Origin of the sequence: Winogradskyella sp. 4-2091, assembly GCF_045765065.1 — a bacterium.
Lineage (GTDB): Bacteria > Bacteroidota > Bacteroidia > Flavobacteriales > Flavobacteriaceae > Winogradskyella.
In genome coordinates, this window is record NZ_JBJKOD010000008.1 from 58,769 (window position 1) to 76,341 (window position 17,573).

Annotated in this window: 10 protein-coding genes; 9 read left to right on the top strand and 1 reads right to left on the bottom strand. The window is 31.9% G+C overall.

Annotation, left to right across the window (positions count from 1 at the left end):
* Positions 1–33: 33 nt before the first annotated feature.
* Complete coding sequence (locus ACJBCC_RS11715) at positions 34–1,092, top strand: sensor histidine kinase (protein WP_407557272.1); 1,059 nt, start codon at positions 34–36, stop codon at positions 1,090–1,092.
* A complete protein-coding gene (locus ACJBCC_RS11720) occupies positions 1,089–1,817 on the top strand; it encodes a LytR/AlgR family response regulator transcription factor (protein WP_407557273.1) in 729 nt (242 codons plus the stop codon). The genes ACJBCC_RS11715 and ACJBCC_RS11720 overlap by 4 nt, the downstream gene beginning before the upstream one ends.
* On the opposite strand, the gene ACJBCC_RS11725 is transcribed toward ACJBCC_RS11720, so the two are convergent.
* A complete protein-coding gene (locus tag ACJBCC_RS11725) occupies positions 1,814–7,909 on the bottom strand; it encodes an alpha-2-macroglobulin family protein (protein WP_407557274.1) in 6,096 nt (2,031 codons plus the stop codon). The genes ACJBCC_RS11720 and ACJBCC_RS11725 overlap by 4 nt on opposite strands.
* 150 nt (positions 7,910–8,059) lie before the next feature.
* On the opposite strand from ACJBCC_RS11725, the gene ACJBCC_RS11730 reads away from it, so the two are divergent.
* The 7 genes from ACJBCC_RS11730 to ACJBCC_RS11760 all read left to right on the top strand — a co-directional run bounded on the left by ACJBCC_RS11730 (position 8,060) and on the right by ACJBCC_RS11760 (position 17,317).
* Positions 8,060–9,013: a tetratricopeptide repeat protein gene (locus tag ACJBCC_RS11730; RefSeq protein WP_407557275.1), complete on the top strand. Its 954-nt coding sequence runs from the start codon at positions 8,060–8,062 to the stop codon at positions 9,011–9,013.
* 114 nt (positions 9,014–9,127) lie between these two features.
* Positions 9,128–9,802, top strand: a complete 675-nt coding sequence (locus tag ACJBCC_RS11735) for a TetR/AcrR family transcriptional regulator (RefSeq protein WP_407557276.1) — start codon at positions 9,128–9,130, stop codon at positions 9,800–9,802.
* A 5-nt stretch (positions 9,803–9,807) separates the two neighbouring features.
* Positions 9,808–11,478 (top strand): peptidase domain-containing ABC transporter, encoded by a 1,671-nt coding sequence (locus ACJBCC_RS11740; protein WP_407557277.1) that lies wholly within the window; start codon positions 9,808–9,810, stop codon positions 11,476–11,478.
* A gap of 2 nt (positions 11,479–11,480) precedes the next feature.
* Positions 11,481–12,830, top strand: coding sequence for an HlyD family secretion protein (locus tag ACJBCC_RS11745; RefSeq protein WP_407557278.1), 1,350 nt, complete (start codon positions 11,481–11,483; stop codon positions 12,828–12,830).
* Entirely contained in the window at positions 12,830–14,236 is a 1,407-nt protein-coding gene (locus tag ACJBCC_RS11750; protein ID WP_407557279.1) for a TolC family protein, read from the top strand. The genes ACJBCC_RS11745 and ACJBCC_RS11750 overlap by 1 nt, the downstream gene beginning before the upstream one ends.
* A 30-nt stretch (positions 14,237–14,266) precedes the next feature.
* Positions 14,267–15,619, top strand: coding sequence for a UDP-N-acetylmuramate--L-alanine ligase (gene murC, locus ACJBCC_RS11755; RefSeq protein WP_407557280.1), 1,353 nt, complete (start codon positions 14,267–14,269; stop codon positions 15,617–15,619).
* 66 nt (positions 15,620–15,685) lie between these two features.
* Positions 15,686–17,317: a hypothetical protein gene (locus tag ACJBCC_RS11760; protein ID WP_407557281.1), complete on the top strand. Its 1,632-nt coding sequence runs from the start codon at positions 15,686–15,688 to the stop codon at positions 17,315–17,317.
* The last annotated feature ends 256 nt before the right edge of the window (positions 17,318–17,573 follow it).

Here is a 17,573-nt window from a genome sequence, read left to right on the forward strand (position 1 = left end):
TACTCAAATTAATAATCACTAATAAAATAACATTTGAAATTATTAACAAATTATAAATATTGGATTCTGAATCTGATTGGCTGGGTAGTATTTGCATTGTTGATGCTAACAATAGATAAAATATCTTATGCAGGTGATATTCCAATTAACTACACAAATTACCTTATTGTAGAAGGCGTGCTTTGTGGATTATTGGGTTATTTGTTGTCTTTTATCATCTTGTTTTTTATAGAGAATTTTTTTGACATTGGTAATTACACCAAGGTAGATGTGTATAAGTTGATTGGTGTAGTTTTAGTTACTCAAGTTATTTATAATTTTTTACTTTGGCCATTATTGGGTATTCCAGTTCAGTATTATTTAAATGAAGGTGTTAATTTAACACTCGTTCAAAAGTTAACGAATGTTCCACATTTTCTTGCCTATTTTCTAGTGTGGTTATTTGTGGTCTTAACATTGAAATTAGTGCATCACATCAATACTATTAAATTAAGACAGTTACAGCTAGAAGCGAATCTTAAAGAATCGCAACTCAATACACTAAAAGGGCAAATAAATCCGCATTTTATGTTTAATAGCCTAAATAACATTCGTGGATTAATGTTAGAAGATGTCACTAAAGCTAGAGGTATGTTAACTAGTTTGTCTGAAACTTTAAGGTATTCATTAACTAAAAGTGAAGTCAATTCTATTACATTAGAAGATGAATTAGAAATGGTTGAAAATTATGTAGAGATCTCTAAAATTCAATTTGAAAATAGATTAAAGTTCACAACAGAAATAGATCCCGAAACTTTAAATAAGCAAATACCACCAATGATTATTCAGATGCTTGTAGAGAATGCTCTTAAGCATGGTATTTCAAACTTAAAAGAAGGTGGAGAGGTGAAGTTGTCTACAACAATAAAAAATGAATTATTACAAATAGAAATTATCAATTCAGGAAAACTTAGAAATAGTGAAAATTCTACGCAAGTTGGCCTGCAAAATATAAAGAAGCGCTTAGAATTACTCTATGGTAAAAACGCCAAATTTACATTAAAAGAAAAAGAAGACAACGTAGTAGCAACTATTAAAATGCCTTTAGTATGAACACCTTAAAAGCCGTTATTGTTGAAGATTCTCGTTTAGCTCGTAATGAGTTAAAAGAACTTTTTAAGGCACACAAAGAGATAGAGTTTATAGGTGAAGCGGAAAATGTAGATGATGGGTTTACCTTAATTAATAAAAGTAATCCCGATTTATTATTTTTAGATATCAATATGCCAGAAAAGGATGGTTTTGAACTTTTAGAAATGTTAGATGAAGTCCCAATAACCATTTTTACAACCGCTTTTGATGAGTATGCTATTAAATCTTTTGAATACAATGCTTTTGATTATTTGTTGAAACCAATTAGTCAAAAACGGTTTTCAAGTACAATTACTAAAGTTTTAGAAAAAGCAAATTCTGGTACATCCTCAACACCAAAACAGGAAGGTTATAATCTAGACCGACAAATCTTTATAAAAGATGGTGACAATTGTTGGCTTGTAAAAGTTAAAGACATCTCACTTTTTGAAATTGTAGGTAACTATACTAGAGTCTTTTTTGATGACAACAAGCCGTTAATTTATAAATCATTGGCTCAAATTGAAGAGAAGCTACCTCAAGATGTTTTCTTTAGAGCCAACCGTCAGCAGATTATTAATATTAATCATGTTAATAAAGTGGTGTCTTGGTTTAATGGTAAACTGAAAATTGAAATGAATTCTGGAGAAGAAATTGAAATCTCCAGAAGACAATCCTATATATTTAAAGATCAATTAAGTTTTTAGTCAACTATAACTCTAATGCCTTCACTATGACTGCTAAATTCAGGTGCATACATACTTTGTATAGTACTAATGCCGTTACTCATATCACCTGCATTACTAACGCGTAAGTCATATTCAAATACGTAAATACCTTTTGGTAAATAATCCATAAAGAAATTAGTAGCTGCATCTTTTGTGCTTTCATAATAACCTAAACCATCTTGATATTTGTATTGAGATAAAACATTTATTGGTTCTAGGCCAGACGCTCGCATATCTTTAAGGTGCACAAATTCCATTGATCTATCGGTTCTTAATTCAATTCTTACTCTTACTAAATCGCCAATTTTTAATTTTGAATCTTTTGTGATTTCGGTAATTTCTTCACCTTTGTCTGTATTCTTTTTCAAGAATAATTTCTTACTTAATTTTAAAGGTGTTTCTGCTGAGGTTATATGATCTAAATCTTCAAAATACTGCCAGTACATTGCTCCCCAAGCTATACCTTCTCCTTTTTTAGTAATCGTTACATCAGCTTGTTCTGGTTTAATTTCAGAGCCATTCCATGATGTTTTGTAGTAGCCTGTACCAGCTTCAACTTTTACATGATCTAATGTTTCTGGCGAAATATTTTCATTTCCAACCGTAACATCAACTTGTTCTGTTACGCTTAGCCAATCACTACCTTGTAGTAATAAAGCATAGACAGCTTCTGTTGTTGCTTTAGTCGTTTTCCATCGGTTTGTCTGTTTGTTTTTTAGCAGCCAAATTTTTAGGTTGTCTATGTCATTTAGATTCTTGGTGTTATCTTGAATTAAATGTCCAACTTCCGAAAATAATTCAACCATTAAAGCTTGGGTTTCAATTGGTGCTTGGTACCAATACCAAGAGTTGGTGTTTGCTTTCCAGTACATCCCTAATTCTTCAGACGTAATACTATTTTCTTTTAAGGACTTTACAATTTTGCCAGCCGTTTTAGAATCGTTCATGCGGTTTACAGCTAAGGCCATTAAACCTTTTGCATACAATGAACGTTTTAACCAATATTTTTGAATCTGCGAATGGTAATAGTCTAAGACTTTCTGAACCTCTTTAGAGGCTTTAATTTCGGGATAAAAACTCCTTGTATACAAATAGTGCAATTGCATTTGCGATAAATGGTCCTTTTCTAAATCCGCATTTTTATTATATTTTTTTATGTCCTTGTATTCTTGCACAAATTGTTTATCTAAATAACCAATAGCCTTTTTTATTATGACGTCTTCACTATTGTTGTTTGCGACGTTCAATTGTTTTAAATGCCCAAAACCAGCTATAATATGTTGTGTAATGAAACGATTATCGCGGCCGCCATTAAACCAAGGCCAAGCGCCTGAGCTATGTTGGTTATTCTTTAATTTACTAACATCAGATTGCAATTCATTATTCATTCTGTTAAGATCAAATAATAATGCAATTCTTTTCTTCTGTTCGGTTTCAGATTGTGCATCACGTAACCAAGGCGTTTCTTCTATCAATAATGATTTTAATTCTTGATTCTTCTCTAAATTACTTAATAAAGCATCTGTTGATTTCCATTGATTAAAAACAGCTTCAATCTTAGGGTTAGATGTTACAATATGCTGCGCCAACGCATTTGCGTAATATTTTGAAAACGTTTGCTCGTTGCACTCATAAGGATATTCCATTAAATATGGTAATGCCTGAACAGCATACCAAGCCGGATTAGATGTCATCTCTAATGTTAACTTATGATGTGTTAAAGTCGAAGACGTGTTTTTCTTTAATTTATTTAAAGTGAATGTTTTTGTTTGGTTAGAACGAATCCACATTGGCATAGTTTCCGTAACCAGCATTCTGTTACTTAAAACAGGTAATGCATTTTGCTCACCATCACTAAAGTTTCCGGCTTTGGCAATGATTTTATATTCTACGGCTGGTATGCCTTTTGGGATTACCAAATTCCAAGTTACCTGCGTATTACCTTTAGCTTCAACTTTAAAGCCGAGATCATTATAGGCATTTGATAATTCACCGTCAATTGATTGACCTGTAGTTGGATTTGTAAGTAGTAATTGTGCAACACCATCTAAAGCATTTTCCGTAAGATTGGCAATTTTAGTGCTAATTCTAATTTTATCACCTTCTCTTAAAAATCGAGGTGTATTCGGTATAACCATCAACTCTTTTTGAGTAACGGTTTCTAATTGGGTTACAGCACTTTCTAAAGTTTTTGTGTGTGCTAATAGTTGCAATTTCCATGTGGTTAAAGCTTCGGGTGCTTTAAAGTTAAAACTAACATTACCCTCTGAATCAGTTCTTAATTGAGGAAAGAAAAATGCGGTTTCATTGAGGTTTTTTCTTATTTGGATAATATTGTCAGCTTTTCCTTTTAAGGGATCATTTGAAGTACTGCTGTTTTTTTCGTTCAGATTTATTCCAATTCCATCTATAGAACCGGATATACTATCTTTAGTGTCCATACTTAAGTCTTCACGCCCAAATTCCATTTCAGATTCTTCCACAGCATAATTACTAACTAGTGCGGCTTCTGGAGCAGCCATTTTTTTCATGTTTGAATAGCCTCGTCTCAAATAACTATTATTCCCAAAATAAAATCCAAACCAATTCAATTGGTCATAATTTTGGTAAGGTTGGCTAGCATTTGTGCTAAAATGGTTAAACATCCTAAAGTTAGTATTCCCAAAACTTTCTCGAGAATTCTTATAAATTCTTGGGTAATAGTTAGGATTGTTTATTGGGTAAAAACTCCAATTATGTTGCTTAAACTCATCTAAAGACGCATCGTACATGCTTGCTAATAATTCCGCAGAAACTTTATCGCCTTTAGGACCTTTAATTTTAAAACTCCACGTTTCGTCTTGTCCTGGTTGAAGCTTATCTCTAAATGTAGTCGTTTCAATTTCTAAGTCAGTTTTAGGAAATGGCACATTGATATTAAAACTTTGAGATTTAAATTCATTAAAAGCGGCAAATGAGGTGTGTACTATAAAGCCTCCTAAATCATTTTCTAAAACAGGAATTGTGATGGTTTTTTTAGAATTTTTAAGCTGTACTAATTGGGTCATTATAATTTTACCCTCTTTCTCAATCTCAACAGTTACAGTGATATCTTTAGCAGCAGAACCTAATGTTAGTTTTGCTATAGAATTGATTTTATAACTGGTTTGGTCTAAGTACGCTTCATATAATTGATTGTCTGCAACTGTTTTATCCTTGTGGCTAAATAATGACGTAAAGATTTGATCTTTTATAGTTTGCCCAAATTTATCTTTGCTTTCTGCGATTATAATATATTGACCAGAATCCCATTTATTCAATTTTTTTAAGATTATGGTTTTGTCTTTTTCAGTATTAAATGTAGTGCTAAAAACTTCTTCTCCTTTTGTCCAATTTGTTAATTGGTTTTCATCATCATAAGCTTCATGTGGAAATAAGGTTTTAAATTCTTCCTCAGATAGGACTTGGTAATCTGGTGCTGGCCAAGATCTTGTTCTTAAAACTCGGTTTGGTGCATTTAGTTTGTAAATTTTTATTTCACCTTGTGCAGGTGCAAATTCTCCATTTAGATTTTGAGTCGCTAAGCTAAATTCAATTTCCTTCTTGCTTTTATCAATTTTTTGAGGTGCAACAATATTTAAAGTCATTGAATGATAACCAACATTAACTATAGTAGACGTAGATCGTGTTTCGCCATTTATGTCAGTAACATCAGCTGTGATTTCGTAATTGAATATTGGTAAATTATCTTGAGAAATGCTTTCATCTGGTAAGGCTTTGAATATTATTTCAAATTCACCTTTTTCATTTGTTTTTGTATCTCCAAACGTAATTTCTTGAGCTTCAGAATTAAAATAAGGTCGTCTCCAATAATACCAACTAGGAAACCTTACATTTCGTTTAACACGATACACCACTTGTGCGTCTGTAATGTTGCTTCCGGCAAAAGCGATTGCAGTACCTTTTATAATAATACTGTCATTTACTTTGTAGGTCTCTGTAATGGATTGAAATTCTGGTTTAAACTTTGGTCGCTTATATTCTTCAACTGAAATATAGGAGTAAGTAGAGTTGTTAGAAAACAAATCAATAGTATAATTGCCAGTCAATCCATTATTTGGTAAAATAAACTCGCCATGCACTGAGCCAAATTCATTAGTCTTTAATGAAAGTTCTCTGACCACTTCACCATTTACATTTTTTAATCTAATTTTTGCTGCCTCATCTGCAGAAACTTCTGTTTTTCCATTTGTGGATTTAGTTGCAATTCCCTTAAAGTAAACTGTTTGTCCAGGTCTATAAATGCTTCTATCTGTAAACAGGAAATTGTGGTACTGCGTAACGTTGTTAGTAGTTTGCTTATACCCACGGTTTATAGAATACGCACCAAAATAACCTGTGTCATCTTTTGCATTGACTTTAATTTCTACGTCGCTATAGTATTTGTCATCTTTATTAAACTTAAATTTTCCAAATCTATCTGTAGTGTAATTTTTAGTATAACGTTTGTTGCTTCTGTTGTCAGAATATGTTAATTCTACTTTTGCATTTTCAAAAGGCTTACCGTTACTTCTGTCTATAACTTGGTAAAGCTTTATGTCATTATCGTCACTTTCTACTAACGCAATATTGGTAATTTGAACTTGAGTTACCGCGAATACATTATCATCTGCCTTTGTGGTAACTTTTATGAGATATAAACCATTGCCTAATTTTGGTAAAACAATTTCTGTATTATGTTCTTGATAATCACCTTCCGTTTTTAAAGCTGTACTAAATGTTTCATAAATTTTTAGTCTATTAAAAAACGCTTTCTTTTTGTCTGCTCTATATGACGAGTTGTAGCGTTTAAGCTGGTTTTGAGAAACTTTATAAATTTCAAATTTTAAATGCTCTAGATTTTTATAAGTAACTAAGGTTTTTGAAGACGATGAAATACTTGTAAATTCTTCTGCGTTTAATTGTAAACTAGGCAATTTAATTTGCTCTATTAAAACTTCGCATTTTTGCGCTCCTATACTTTTAGGATATTTTGAAATTACCGAATTACAGATATCAATAGCATCTTTCAGCTTCCAGCGTTGAGCAGCTTTTATATCCTTGTTGTCATTATCACTAGAGTATAAGTAACCTTGATTTTTATAAACTATAGCAATTTCATAATCATATAATGCAGATAATTCTGAAGATTTTAATTCTTCAGACTTAGACTTTAAAGTTTTTAGAAGTAATTCGTCTATATTAGAAAAAACGGCATGTTCTTTCACAAAATTAAGTCGCTTAATATCGATATCTACAAAGGCCTTGGTTGTTTTGTCTTTTCTATGAAATTTGATTAAATTCTGATAGATTTTTAATGCATTTCGTTGTAACGATAACGTGTCTTTAGAGGATAAATTAGCATTAATAAAAGTTTCACTATCCGCAATAAAGTCTTCATCACTTATAGTGAATTTGTAAGCTGGTTGTGTAATGCTGTTTTCATCAGATTTATAAAAGCTTAGTGCATTATGACTCAATAAATCATATAGTGTTGGTCTGTAATCTATAGAGTTGTCTTGTTGATGTATTAAAGTGCTGTATTTATTTAAGGACTCTAACTGAAGTAAAATGCCATTCTCTAATGAGTATTGATAGTAGGTATGAATTTCTTTAAAAATTGTTTCTAAATCCCAAGCTCTAAAATCATCACTAACTTTTTCAGACGTTTTACTTCTGTTATAAAATTTCCAACGGTTTTGCTGATAATACTGCCAGTACATAGTTGCTAACATATTCTCCATAATGTGTTTTGCAGCTAGGTCTGATGTGGCTTCAATTTCAGATTTAAAACGTTTAACAATGTTGAGTTGTGCATCTTCTTCAAGCGTTAACATGTATTTGCTTATATGTAAGAGTGCTTTGATGCTTTGCTGTTTGTTATCTGCTTTTTTTGCTTTCTCATAAATTGTTTCAACGCTATCATAAGCGCTTTTTGTAAGACCTTCATTTTCAAGTTTAGCTACGGCTTCCCATTGACTTTTAAAGTCATTTTGAGCATTAGAAAAAGAAGCAAAACAGATGAGCATGAGTATTGTGAAATAATGTTTCATGGTTATTAATTTTCAACAAAATACATTCAAAATGTATTCCAAAAACAGTAGTAATGAGTATAAGTCTCATTTCGTTGAGTGAAGTTAACAATTTGTTGAGGAAACCAAGCGTTATTAAATTATATATTTGCTAAAATGTTTTGAACGTCTATGTCTAAATTTCTATTTATTTTATTACTATCATCATTTTGTTATTCTCAAAGTTCTATTGAGAATGCAGAAGCCTACATTGGGAAAAAAGAATATGTAAAGGCGCAAAAGGAAATGACAACATTTATAGCATCCAATCCTAGTGATTTAGAAGCTATAGAACTTCTAGGTGATGCTTATGGTTATCAGAAAAAATGGGATGAAGCTATTGTTCAATACCAAAAATTAAAACAGAAACGCCCAGAGAATGCAAATTACCATTATAAGTATGGAGGTGCTTTGGGAATGAAAGCGCTGAGTGTTAGTAAAATTGAGGCTTTAGGCATTATAGGAGATGTTAAAAAAGCATTTTTAAAAGCTGCACAATTAGACCCAAACCATATAGAAACGCGTTGGGCATTGGTAGAATTGTATGTGTCGCTGCCAGGTATTGTTGGTGGAAGTTTTTCAAAAGCTTTGATGTATGCGAAGCAATTAGAAGAATTATCTAAAGTAGATGGCTACTTAGCAAAAGGATATGTTTATGAATATGATGATGAGCCAGAATTGGCCGAAAAAAATTATAAACTTGCGATAGAAATTGGTGGTTCTGAAACGTGTTACGAGAAGTTAACCAATTTCTATGAAGGCCAAGAACAACCCGAAAAAGCGATTGGTAATATAGAAGAAGCAAAGGACAAACACCAACGAAACGCTATGCATTACCAAATAGGTAAAGTGTGTGCAGATTATAATATTCAGTTAGATAAAGGCGAGACTATGCTAAAAGCCTATATCGAAAATCACTCAGCAAAAGATGGTGTGCCAAAAGAATGGGCTTATTATCGCTTGGCACAAATCTATAAGCATAGAGAGAATAAAGATGAAGCATTAGTTTGGATTGATAAGGCAATTTCAGGTTTGCCAGATATTGAGGTGTTTCAAGAAGAGAAAACAGCAATTTCTAAGCTGTAAAATCACGTTATAGTATTGTTTTTGGTTCGTCGTCTTAAATATAAGATGCTAATTAATTGTTAAAAACTCAAAATTAATAGTAATACTATTATATTTGCAAGTAAATTATTTTATATGAAAAGTTTACTTTCAAATTTAAAAATAGCTGTTCCAGATAAAATTTATATAAAAGATCCTGAATCTTCAAGCTTAGGAAAGCGCATCATAGAGCATAGTATTTTGCTAATTGATGAGATTGGTTTTGACAATTTTACGTTTAAAAAACTAGGCGCAAAGATAGGTTCTAACGAGAGCTCAGTTTACCGTTATTTTGAAAGTAAACATAAGCTATTGCTATATTTAACCTCTTGGTATTGGGCTTGGATAGAGTACCAAATGGTGTTTTCTACGTTTAACATGCCAGATAAAACAGAGCAATTATTAAGAGCTATAGAAATTGTAACAAAGTCAATAGAACAAGATGATACATTTACGCACATTAATGAGATTGTGCTGAATAAAATTATTATTAACGAATATTCAAAATCCTATTTAACTAAAGAAGTAGATAGTGAAAACATGGAAGGTTATTTTGTGGTCTACAAACGGTTGATAACACGAATTAGTGATATTATTAATGCCATTAATCCAGATTATAAATTTCCTACAAGTTTAGCAAGTACCATTTTAGAAGGAGCATTACATCAGCATTTTCTAAAAGATCATTTTAAATCTATTACAGATTGTAACGATAAAGTTTCTCCTACAGATTTTTTTAAAGAACTCACTTTTAATGCAATTAGCAAGTAAACATTATGAATACTAAAGAAATTATGTCTCCTTGGCAACGACTTGTAGGTTTGCTAAAATTAGAAAGAAGAGACTTGCTGCAGGTTATATATTATGCCATTTTTTCTGGAATTTTGGCACTGACATTACCCTTAGGAATACAAGCTATTATTAACTTAATTCAAGGTGCACAAGTAAGTACGTCTTGGATTGTTTTAGTAGTATTAGTAACTTTGGGTGTCGCTTTTGTTGGTATACTTCAGTTGATGCAAATGCGAATTATTGAAACCATTCAACAACGTATATTTACCAGAGCATCTTTTGAATTTACGTATCGTTTTCCAAAGATTAAAATGAACGAAATTCGAAATCATTATCCGCCAGAATTAGCCAATCGTTTCTTTGATACATTAAATATTCAAAAGGGATTAGCAAAGATTTTAGTTGATATTCCTGCAGCAGTATTACAGATTATTTTTGCGCTGATACTATTATCATTTTATCATCCGTTTTTTATTGCTTTTGGTTTCTTATTGCTTTTGCTAATCTATGTGGTATTTAAGTTTACCGCTCAAAAAGGAATGGATACAAGCTTGTTAGAATCTAAGCATAAGTATAAAGTAGCGCATTGGATACAAGAAGTGGCAAGAACCGTTATTAGCTTTAAATTATCTGGTAAAACGAGTTTAGCGATTAATAAAAATGATGATTTGGTTGAAGATTATTTAAAAGCCAGAGAAAGTCATTTTAGAATACTTGTTATTCAGTTTGTGCAGATGATTGGGTTTAAGGTTATCGTCACTGCAGGATTATTACTTATAGGTGGATTACTCGTTTTAAATCAAGAAATGAATATTGGGCAATTTGTTGCTGCAGAAATTATTATTCTACTCGTTATAGCATCTGTAGAAAAGCTAATATTAGGTTTAGAATCTTTTTATGACGTTTTAACATCAATTGAGAAAATTGGTCAAATCGTAGATAAGGATATTGAAAGTCAACATGGAGATAAGCCTCTATTTGATGAAGGTATGGAGATTGAATTAGACAATGTGTCATATGAAGTACCAGATAGAGAAAAGCCAATACTAGAGAATATATCTTTAAAGATTAATAAGAAAAGTAGAATATTAGTTAGTGGAGAAAGTGGCTCAGGAAAATCTACATTATTCCGAATTATTTTAGGAATAAATCAGCCAACTTCTGGGAATGTTTACGTCAATAATACTTCTCTAAATCATATAATGACTAATTATTACAGGTCGCATTTAGGCATGTCGTTGTCACAAGAATCAACTTTTGAAGGCACAATTAAAGAGAATTTAACCTTTGGAAACTCAACTATATCAGATGAAAAAATACATCATGTATTAGATAAAGTAGGATTAACCACTTTTATAAGAGATCAACCAAAAGGATTGAGAACAGTAATAAATGCAGAAGGAAATGAATTGTCTTTTACAGTAGCTAAAAAACTAATATTGGCAAGAGCCATTATAAAAGAGCCTAAAGTATTAATTCTTGAAGATCCATTAGACCGATTTAACCAAGTTGAAATGAAAAGTATCATTAATTATTTAACAGATAAGAGTCGACCTTGGGCATTAATAGTAGTAAGCACTAGTAAGAACTGGAAAGAGAAATGTAACGAGCACATTTTACTAGATAAAGGAAGAGCTTCCATAAAAAACGTATAACCATGCTAAATATATCTCATAATCAGTTAAATAAATCTGTAGACATTACTACGTCTAAATCAGGTAAGCGTGTTTTTCACGCTAAATATTTCAGTTATTTTAATCGCTTTTTGGGTGCTTTTGCAATTTTCGGGATTATTATCTTGTTTTTGCCTTGGACTCAAAATATAACGAGTAGTGGGCAAGTAACAACTTTAACTCCAGATCAAAGACCTCAAACCATTCAGTCGCCAATTCCAGGAAGAATTGAAAAATGGTTTGTACGCGAAGGAAATTTTGTTTCAAAAGGAGATACCATAATGCAAATATCAGAAATAAAAAGTGCGTATTTTGATCCTAATTTGGTAGAGCGTACAGCACAACAACGCGATGCAAAAGCGCAGTCTGTTGGTTCTTATAGTGAAAAAGTAAAAGCATTAGATAGACAAATTGCTGCTTTGGCTAACGAACGAAATTTAAAATTAGAACAAGCTAAAAACAAATATCTTCAGTCTAAATTAAAAGTAAAAAGTGACAGTATTGATTTTGAAGCAGCCAAAACAAATATTAGAATTGCGCAATCAAAATACAACAGAACCGAAACTTTAGAGCAAGAAGGGTTTAAAGCCACAAAAGATGTTGAAGATGCTAGATTAAAACTTCAAGAAACGGAAGCAAAGTTAATTTCTCAAGAGAATAAGTTATTAGCAAGTAAAAATCAAGTGATTAATGCACAGGTAGAAATTTCTAGAGTAAATGCAACCTATGCCGATAAAATTTCAAAAGCTCAAAGTGATAAATTTACAGCGCAGTCTAGTCAGTTTGATACAGAAGCGCAAGTCTCTAAATTAGATAATGAATATTCTAATTACCAGATGAGAAACGATTTAAGATTTATTAAAGCACCATACGATGGTTACATAAATAAAGCCATTAGAGGAGGTGTAGGCCAAACCTTTAAGGAAGGCGAAGCTTTAGTTGGTATTATGCCAGCACAAGTAGATTTAGCAGTAGAAACATTTGTAGAGCCAATAGATTTACCATTACTACATATTGGCGAAAAAGTGCGTGTACAGTTTGATGGATGGCCAGCAATTGTATTTAGTGGATGGCCAAATGTGTCTTACGGAACTTATGGCGCAAAAGTGGTGGCCGTTGAAAATTTCATAAGCTCTAACGGAAAATTTAGAGTACTCTTAGCACCAGATGAAGAAGACCAAAAATGGCCAGATGCTATAAGAGCAGGCTCTGGTGCGCGCACGATGGCACTCTTAGAAGATGTGCCTATTTGGTTTGAGTTATGGAGACAGTTAAATGGATTTCCACCAAATTATTATCAACCAGAAGCTACTGCAAAATCTAAAGAGAAATAATGAAACAATTTTTACTTTTTATAGTATTATTTGGTGCTAATGCCATGGCATGCTCTCAAACTATAGAGCAGCAAAATGTGTTGCGTTTTGATGAGTATTTGGGTTATGTTAAGAAGTTTCATCCTGTTGTAAAACAAGCAGAATTAGTTATAGATGAAAGTTTAGCAAAGCTTCTAAAATCTCGTGGAGCATTCGATCCTAAGTTAGAAGTAGATTATGCTAAAAAGCAATTTAAAAACACAACCTATTATGATAAGCTTAACGGAACTTTTAAAATACCAACATGGTATGGTGTTGAATTGAAAGCTACATTTGATGAAAACTCTGGAGATTATCTAAATCCTGAAGCATTTGTGCCAGAAGATGGTTTGTACAGTGCAGGTGTTTCTGTACAATTGGGACAAGGCTTTTTAATCAATAATAGAATGGCATCTCTAAAACAATCTAAATTATATAAGGAGCAAGCCATTTTAGATCGTGATATTTACGTTAATAACATTTTGTACGATGCATCACTCGTTTATTTTAAATGGTTGCAAGCTTACAATGAACTAAAGCTTTTTGAAAATATTCTTAGCAATGCAGAACAACGTTATTTAGGAATTAAAAAAGGCGTAGAAGTGGGCGAAAACGCAAATATTGATGCCACAGAAGCGAGAATAGCGGTAAATAATAGAAAGTTGGGCTTAGAGCAGGCAAGAGTAGCGTTAATGAAGGCAACGTTAGAATTGTCTAACTATTTATGGCTAGAGAATAATATTCCTGTAGAACTGCAGCCAAATGTAATTCCAGATGTAAATTCCGAAGCGATTATAGATGCTACATTTAGCATCAATCAATTAGAGAATGATGAAGTGTTTCTAAATTCACATCCAAAAATGATGTCTTTAGATTATAAACTTGAAAGTTTACAGGTAGATAAAAGATTAAAGTCTAATAAGCTTTTACCAAAAATTGGCGTAGATTATAATTTTATTACGGAAAATCCAGATGTGGCTAGAACTTTCAATACTGCAGAATATAAAGGAGGACTAAATGTAAGTTTCCCTTTGTTTTTAAGGAAAGAACGTGGCGATTTAAAATTAGCAAAAATCAAAATTCAAGATACAGAGTTTGAAATAAGTGCAACTAAGGTAAATCTTCAAAATAAAATAAATGCTCTGAAAAAAGAATTGCAGTCTTATACGATTCAAAATGAAATCACAACTGAAATGGTATCTGATTATCAACTTATGCTAACAGCAGAAGAGCGCAAATTTGAACTAGGTGAAAGTTCATTGTTTTTGGTTAATTCGCGCGAATCAAAATTAATCGATGGTCAATTAAAAGCGTTTCAAATTCAGAATAAATATTTTTCTACAAAGGCAAAATTGTTTAATAGTTTGGCTGTAAATCCTGAATTATAAATAGTATTTTTACGGTATACAAATTATACAATGAACGTACATTTTATAGCAATTGGTGGTGCAGCAATGCACAATTTAGCCTTAGCACTTCACAATAAAGGTTATAACGTCACAGGCAGTGATGATGAAATTTTTAACCCTTCAAAATCACGATTAGAAGCCAAAGGATTATTACCAGAAACCTTTGGTTGGTATCCCGAAAAAATTACGTCTAATTTAGATGCGATTGTTTTAGGTATGCATGCTAAAGCTGATAATCCTGAATTGCTAAAAGCCCAAGAATTGGGTTTGAAAATTTACAGCTATCCAGAATTTTTATATGAACAATCCAAACACAAAACTCGTGTAGTTATTGGAGGAAGTCATGGAAAAACAACAATTACATCAATGATACTGCACGTTTTGCATTACCATGATAAGGATGTAGATTATATGGTAGGTGCACAGCTTGAAGGTTTTGACGTCATGGTAAAACTTACGGAACATAATGATTTTATTGTTTTAGAAGGCGATGAGTATTTAAGTTCGCCAATAGACAGACGACCAAAATTTCATCTATACAAACCTAATATTGCGTTGTTAAGCGGTATTGCTTGGGATCATATTAATGTGTTTCCGACGTATGACAACTATGTAGAGCAGTTTAGCATTTTTGTAGATTCAATTGTTACAGGTGGAAGCATTAATTATAATGAAGAAGATTTAGAAGTGAAACGCGTTGTTGAGGCCTCAGAAAATCAAATTAGAAAAATTGCTTATGCTACTCCAGAATATACAGTTGAAAATGGAGAAACGTTACTAGAAACACCAGAAGGACCAATGCCAATTGAAGTTTTTGGTGCACATAACCTAAACAATTTAGCTGGTGCCAAATGGATTTGCCAACACATGGGAATTGATGAAGAAGATTTCTACGAAGCTATTTCTACTTTTAAAGGTGCAAGCAAGCGATTAGAGAAAATTGCAGAATCTAAATCAAGTGTAGCTTACAAGGATTTTGCCCATTCGCCTAGTAAAGTGGAAGCAACCACAAAAGCCGTTAAAGAACAATATAGCGATAGAACGTTGGTGGCTTGTTTAGAGTTGCATACCTATAGTAGCTTAAATGCAGAATTTCTTAAAGAATATAAAGGTGCTCTAGATGCAGCAGATGTGGCAGTCGTATTTTATTCACCACATGCTGTTGAAATTAAAAAGTTAGATGAGGTTACTAAAGACCAAATTGCAAATGCTTTTGAGCGTGATGATTTAATTATTTACACGAATCCGGAGGAATTTAAAGACTTTTTATTCTCTCAGAATTTTGATAACAAATCACTGCTATTAATGAGTTCTGGTAATTATGGTGGATTAGATTTTGATGAAGTAAATAAATTGTTTTAATACTATATACTTATTCTGCCAAACACTTCTTTTTTACATTGGTATAGTAATTGCAAAATTAAAACCATGAAGAAATTATTATTATCATTAGTATTTAGTTTTGGGTTTTTAGTTGTAATTGCACAACAAGAATTTCATGTTTTTCCAAAGGATCACACAGAAACACCAGGATCTCATCTAGGGAATGGAAGTTTACAAAACCCTTGGGATTTGCAAACGGCTTTAAGTCAGTCTTCTGAAATTGTTAATGGAAATGATACTATTTGGTTGCATGAAGGTATTTATAATGGTCGCTATTCTTGTACTTTAAATTCTACAATAGAAAACCAATACATCACAGTAAGTGCTTTTAACACAGATAAAGTTGTATTAAATGGCAATGTAAAATCTACGGAACAACAAACCTTAAAAGTAAGAAGTAAGCGTGTTATATTTCAGAATTTTGAAATAACTTGGTTAGGCGAATTATCTAGGCAAATAGGTGAAAAAGATGGTCTTAAAGCTGGAGTAGCAGGTATTAATCATCTTATAGGCGAAAATTGTAAGTTCATTAATTTAATGATTTATAACAATCCAGGTCTTGGTTTTGGTACTTGGAAAAATACAGGAGGTACGTTAATTGCAAATTGCTATGTTTTTAATAATGGCACACTAACACCAGAAGGAAAAGGAGCAGGTGAGGGGTTTTATGTTCAGAATAATAGTGATACAGAAACCAGAGTACTAAAGGACAATATTATTTTTAATAATTATTACAAAGGTGTGGAAGTTTGGTCTGCTACTAAACATGCAAAAACCGATTGGGTAAAGAATGTTACTTTAGACAATAATGTAATTTTTAATAGTGGTCTACCTTCAAATTATAGAACTGTAGATAATATTATTGTAGCTACTGACGATAGAGATGGTGTTAATATTGCGAAAAATATTGTAGTAAAAAACAATATATTATATCACAATACTGATTTTAAATCTAATGTAATAAATGGAGATGCTGCCTCGCTAACTATAGGTTTTCATAAAGGCGCACCAGTAGAAAATGTATTGGTTGATAATAATACTATTTTAGGTAGAAATAATGCGATGAGAATTGCATATGCCAAATCATTAACCTTTACTAATAATAAGATCTATTCTGGTTATATACATCTTTTTAGTCTTAGTCCTCAGCAATGGAATTTTAATAATAATTTGTATTTCACTAAAAAAGGAAGTGCGTTTAGACGCTCTAAAACAGAAGCATATACGCTGAAAAGCTGGCAATCTAAAATTAATTTGGATGCCAATAGTCAATGGATGAGTTTTAAAGCATTTGATTTAGATCCTGTTTTAGATATCACACAAAATGCGTATAAACCTAATACCTATAGGGTTGTAGTGTTTAATAAAAAGGAAGAAGATGTTGTGGTAGATTTTTCTAATTATAATATAAAAGAAGGGGTAACATATAAGATTCGAGATATTGAGAACTTTAATGCCATTTTAAAAATGGGAACAACTGAAAGTTCTTCAAAAATCTCGTTTCCAATGACGCTAAATAATGGTAATCCTCACAAAACATTAGACAATTTTGGTGTATTTATTATAGAATTTCAACAAGATACTAAGCAGGAAATAATAGAAGAATCTGAAGTAGAATCAACAGATGGCAAGAAAGATGGTTTTTTTAAAAGGTTCTTTCGTTTTCTAGGTTTTTAATATAATCAACTACTCATTCTCAATCTTCTCAATCATTTCTCTAAATAAATTGAGGAGATAAATTAATTTACTCGCATCACCTGCAGCTCTAAAACGTTGGTTCTGAATTTTTATTTCAATTAAATTATTCCTTCTTTTTTTAGTATTTCAATTTTCCATTCTGGTAAAGATTTTTTCGTTCCTTCATTAAGCGCGCATTTTATTTGAGCCAGCCAAACTCCTAAAGCTCTATTATTTCCGCGTTGTTTAGGTATTC

What these genes read in the sequence shown, in the direction of transcription:
- ACJBCC_RS11760 (WP_407557281.1), top strand. Translation starts at nt 15,686, where the DNA reads ATGAAGAAATTATTATTATCATTAGTATTTAGTTTTGGGTTTTTAGTT.
- ACJBCC_RS11725 (WP_407557274.1), bottom strand. Translation starts at nt 7,909, where the DNA reads ATGAAACATTATTTCACAATACTCATGCTCATCTGTTTTGCTTCTTTT.
- murC (WP_407557280.1), top strand. Translation starts at nt 14,267, where the DNA reads ATGAACGTACATTTTATAGCAATTGGTGGTGCAGCAATGCACAATTTA.
- ACJBCC_RS11750 (WP_407557279.1), top strand. Translation starts at nt 12,830, where the DNA reads ATGAAACAATTTTTACTTTTTATAGTATTATTTGGTGCTAATGCCATG.
- ACJBCC_RS11730 (WP_407557275.1), top strand. Translation starts at nt 8,060, where the DNA reads ATGTCTAAATTTCTATTTATTTTATTACTATCATCATTTTGTTATTCT.
- ACJBCC_RS11745 (WP_407557278.1), top strand. Translation starts at nt 11,481, where the DNA reads ATGCTAAATATATCTCATAATCAGTTAAATAAATCTGTAGACATTACT.
- ACJBCC_RS11735 (WP_407557276.1), top strand. Translation starts at nt 9,128, where the DNA reads ATGAAAAGTTTACTTTCAAATTTAAAAATAGCTGTTCCAGATAAAATT.
- ACJBCC_RS11740 (WP_407557277.1), top strand. Translation starts at nt 9,808, where the DNA reads ATGAATACTAAAGAAATTATGTCTCCTTGGCAACGACTTGTAGGTTTG.
- ACJBCC_RS11720 (WP_407557273.1), top strand. Translation starts at nt 1,089, where the DNA reads ATGAACACCTTAAAAGCCGTTATTGTTGAAGATTCTCGTTTAGCTCGT.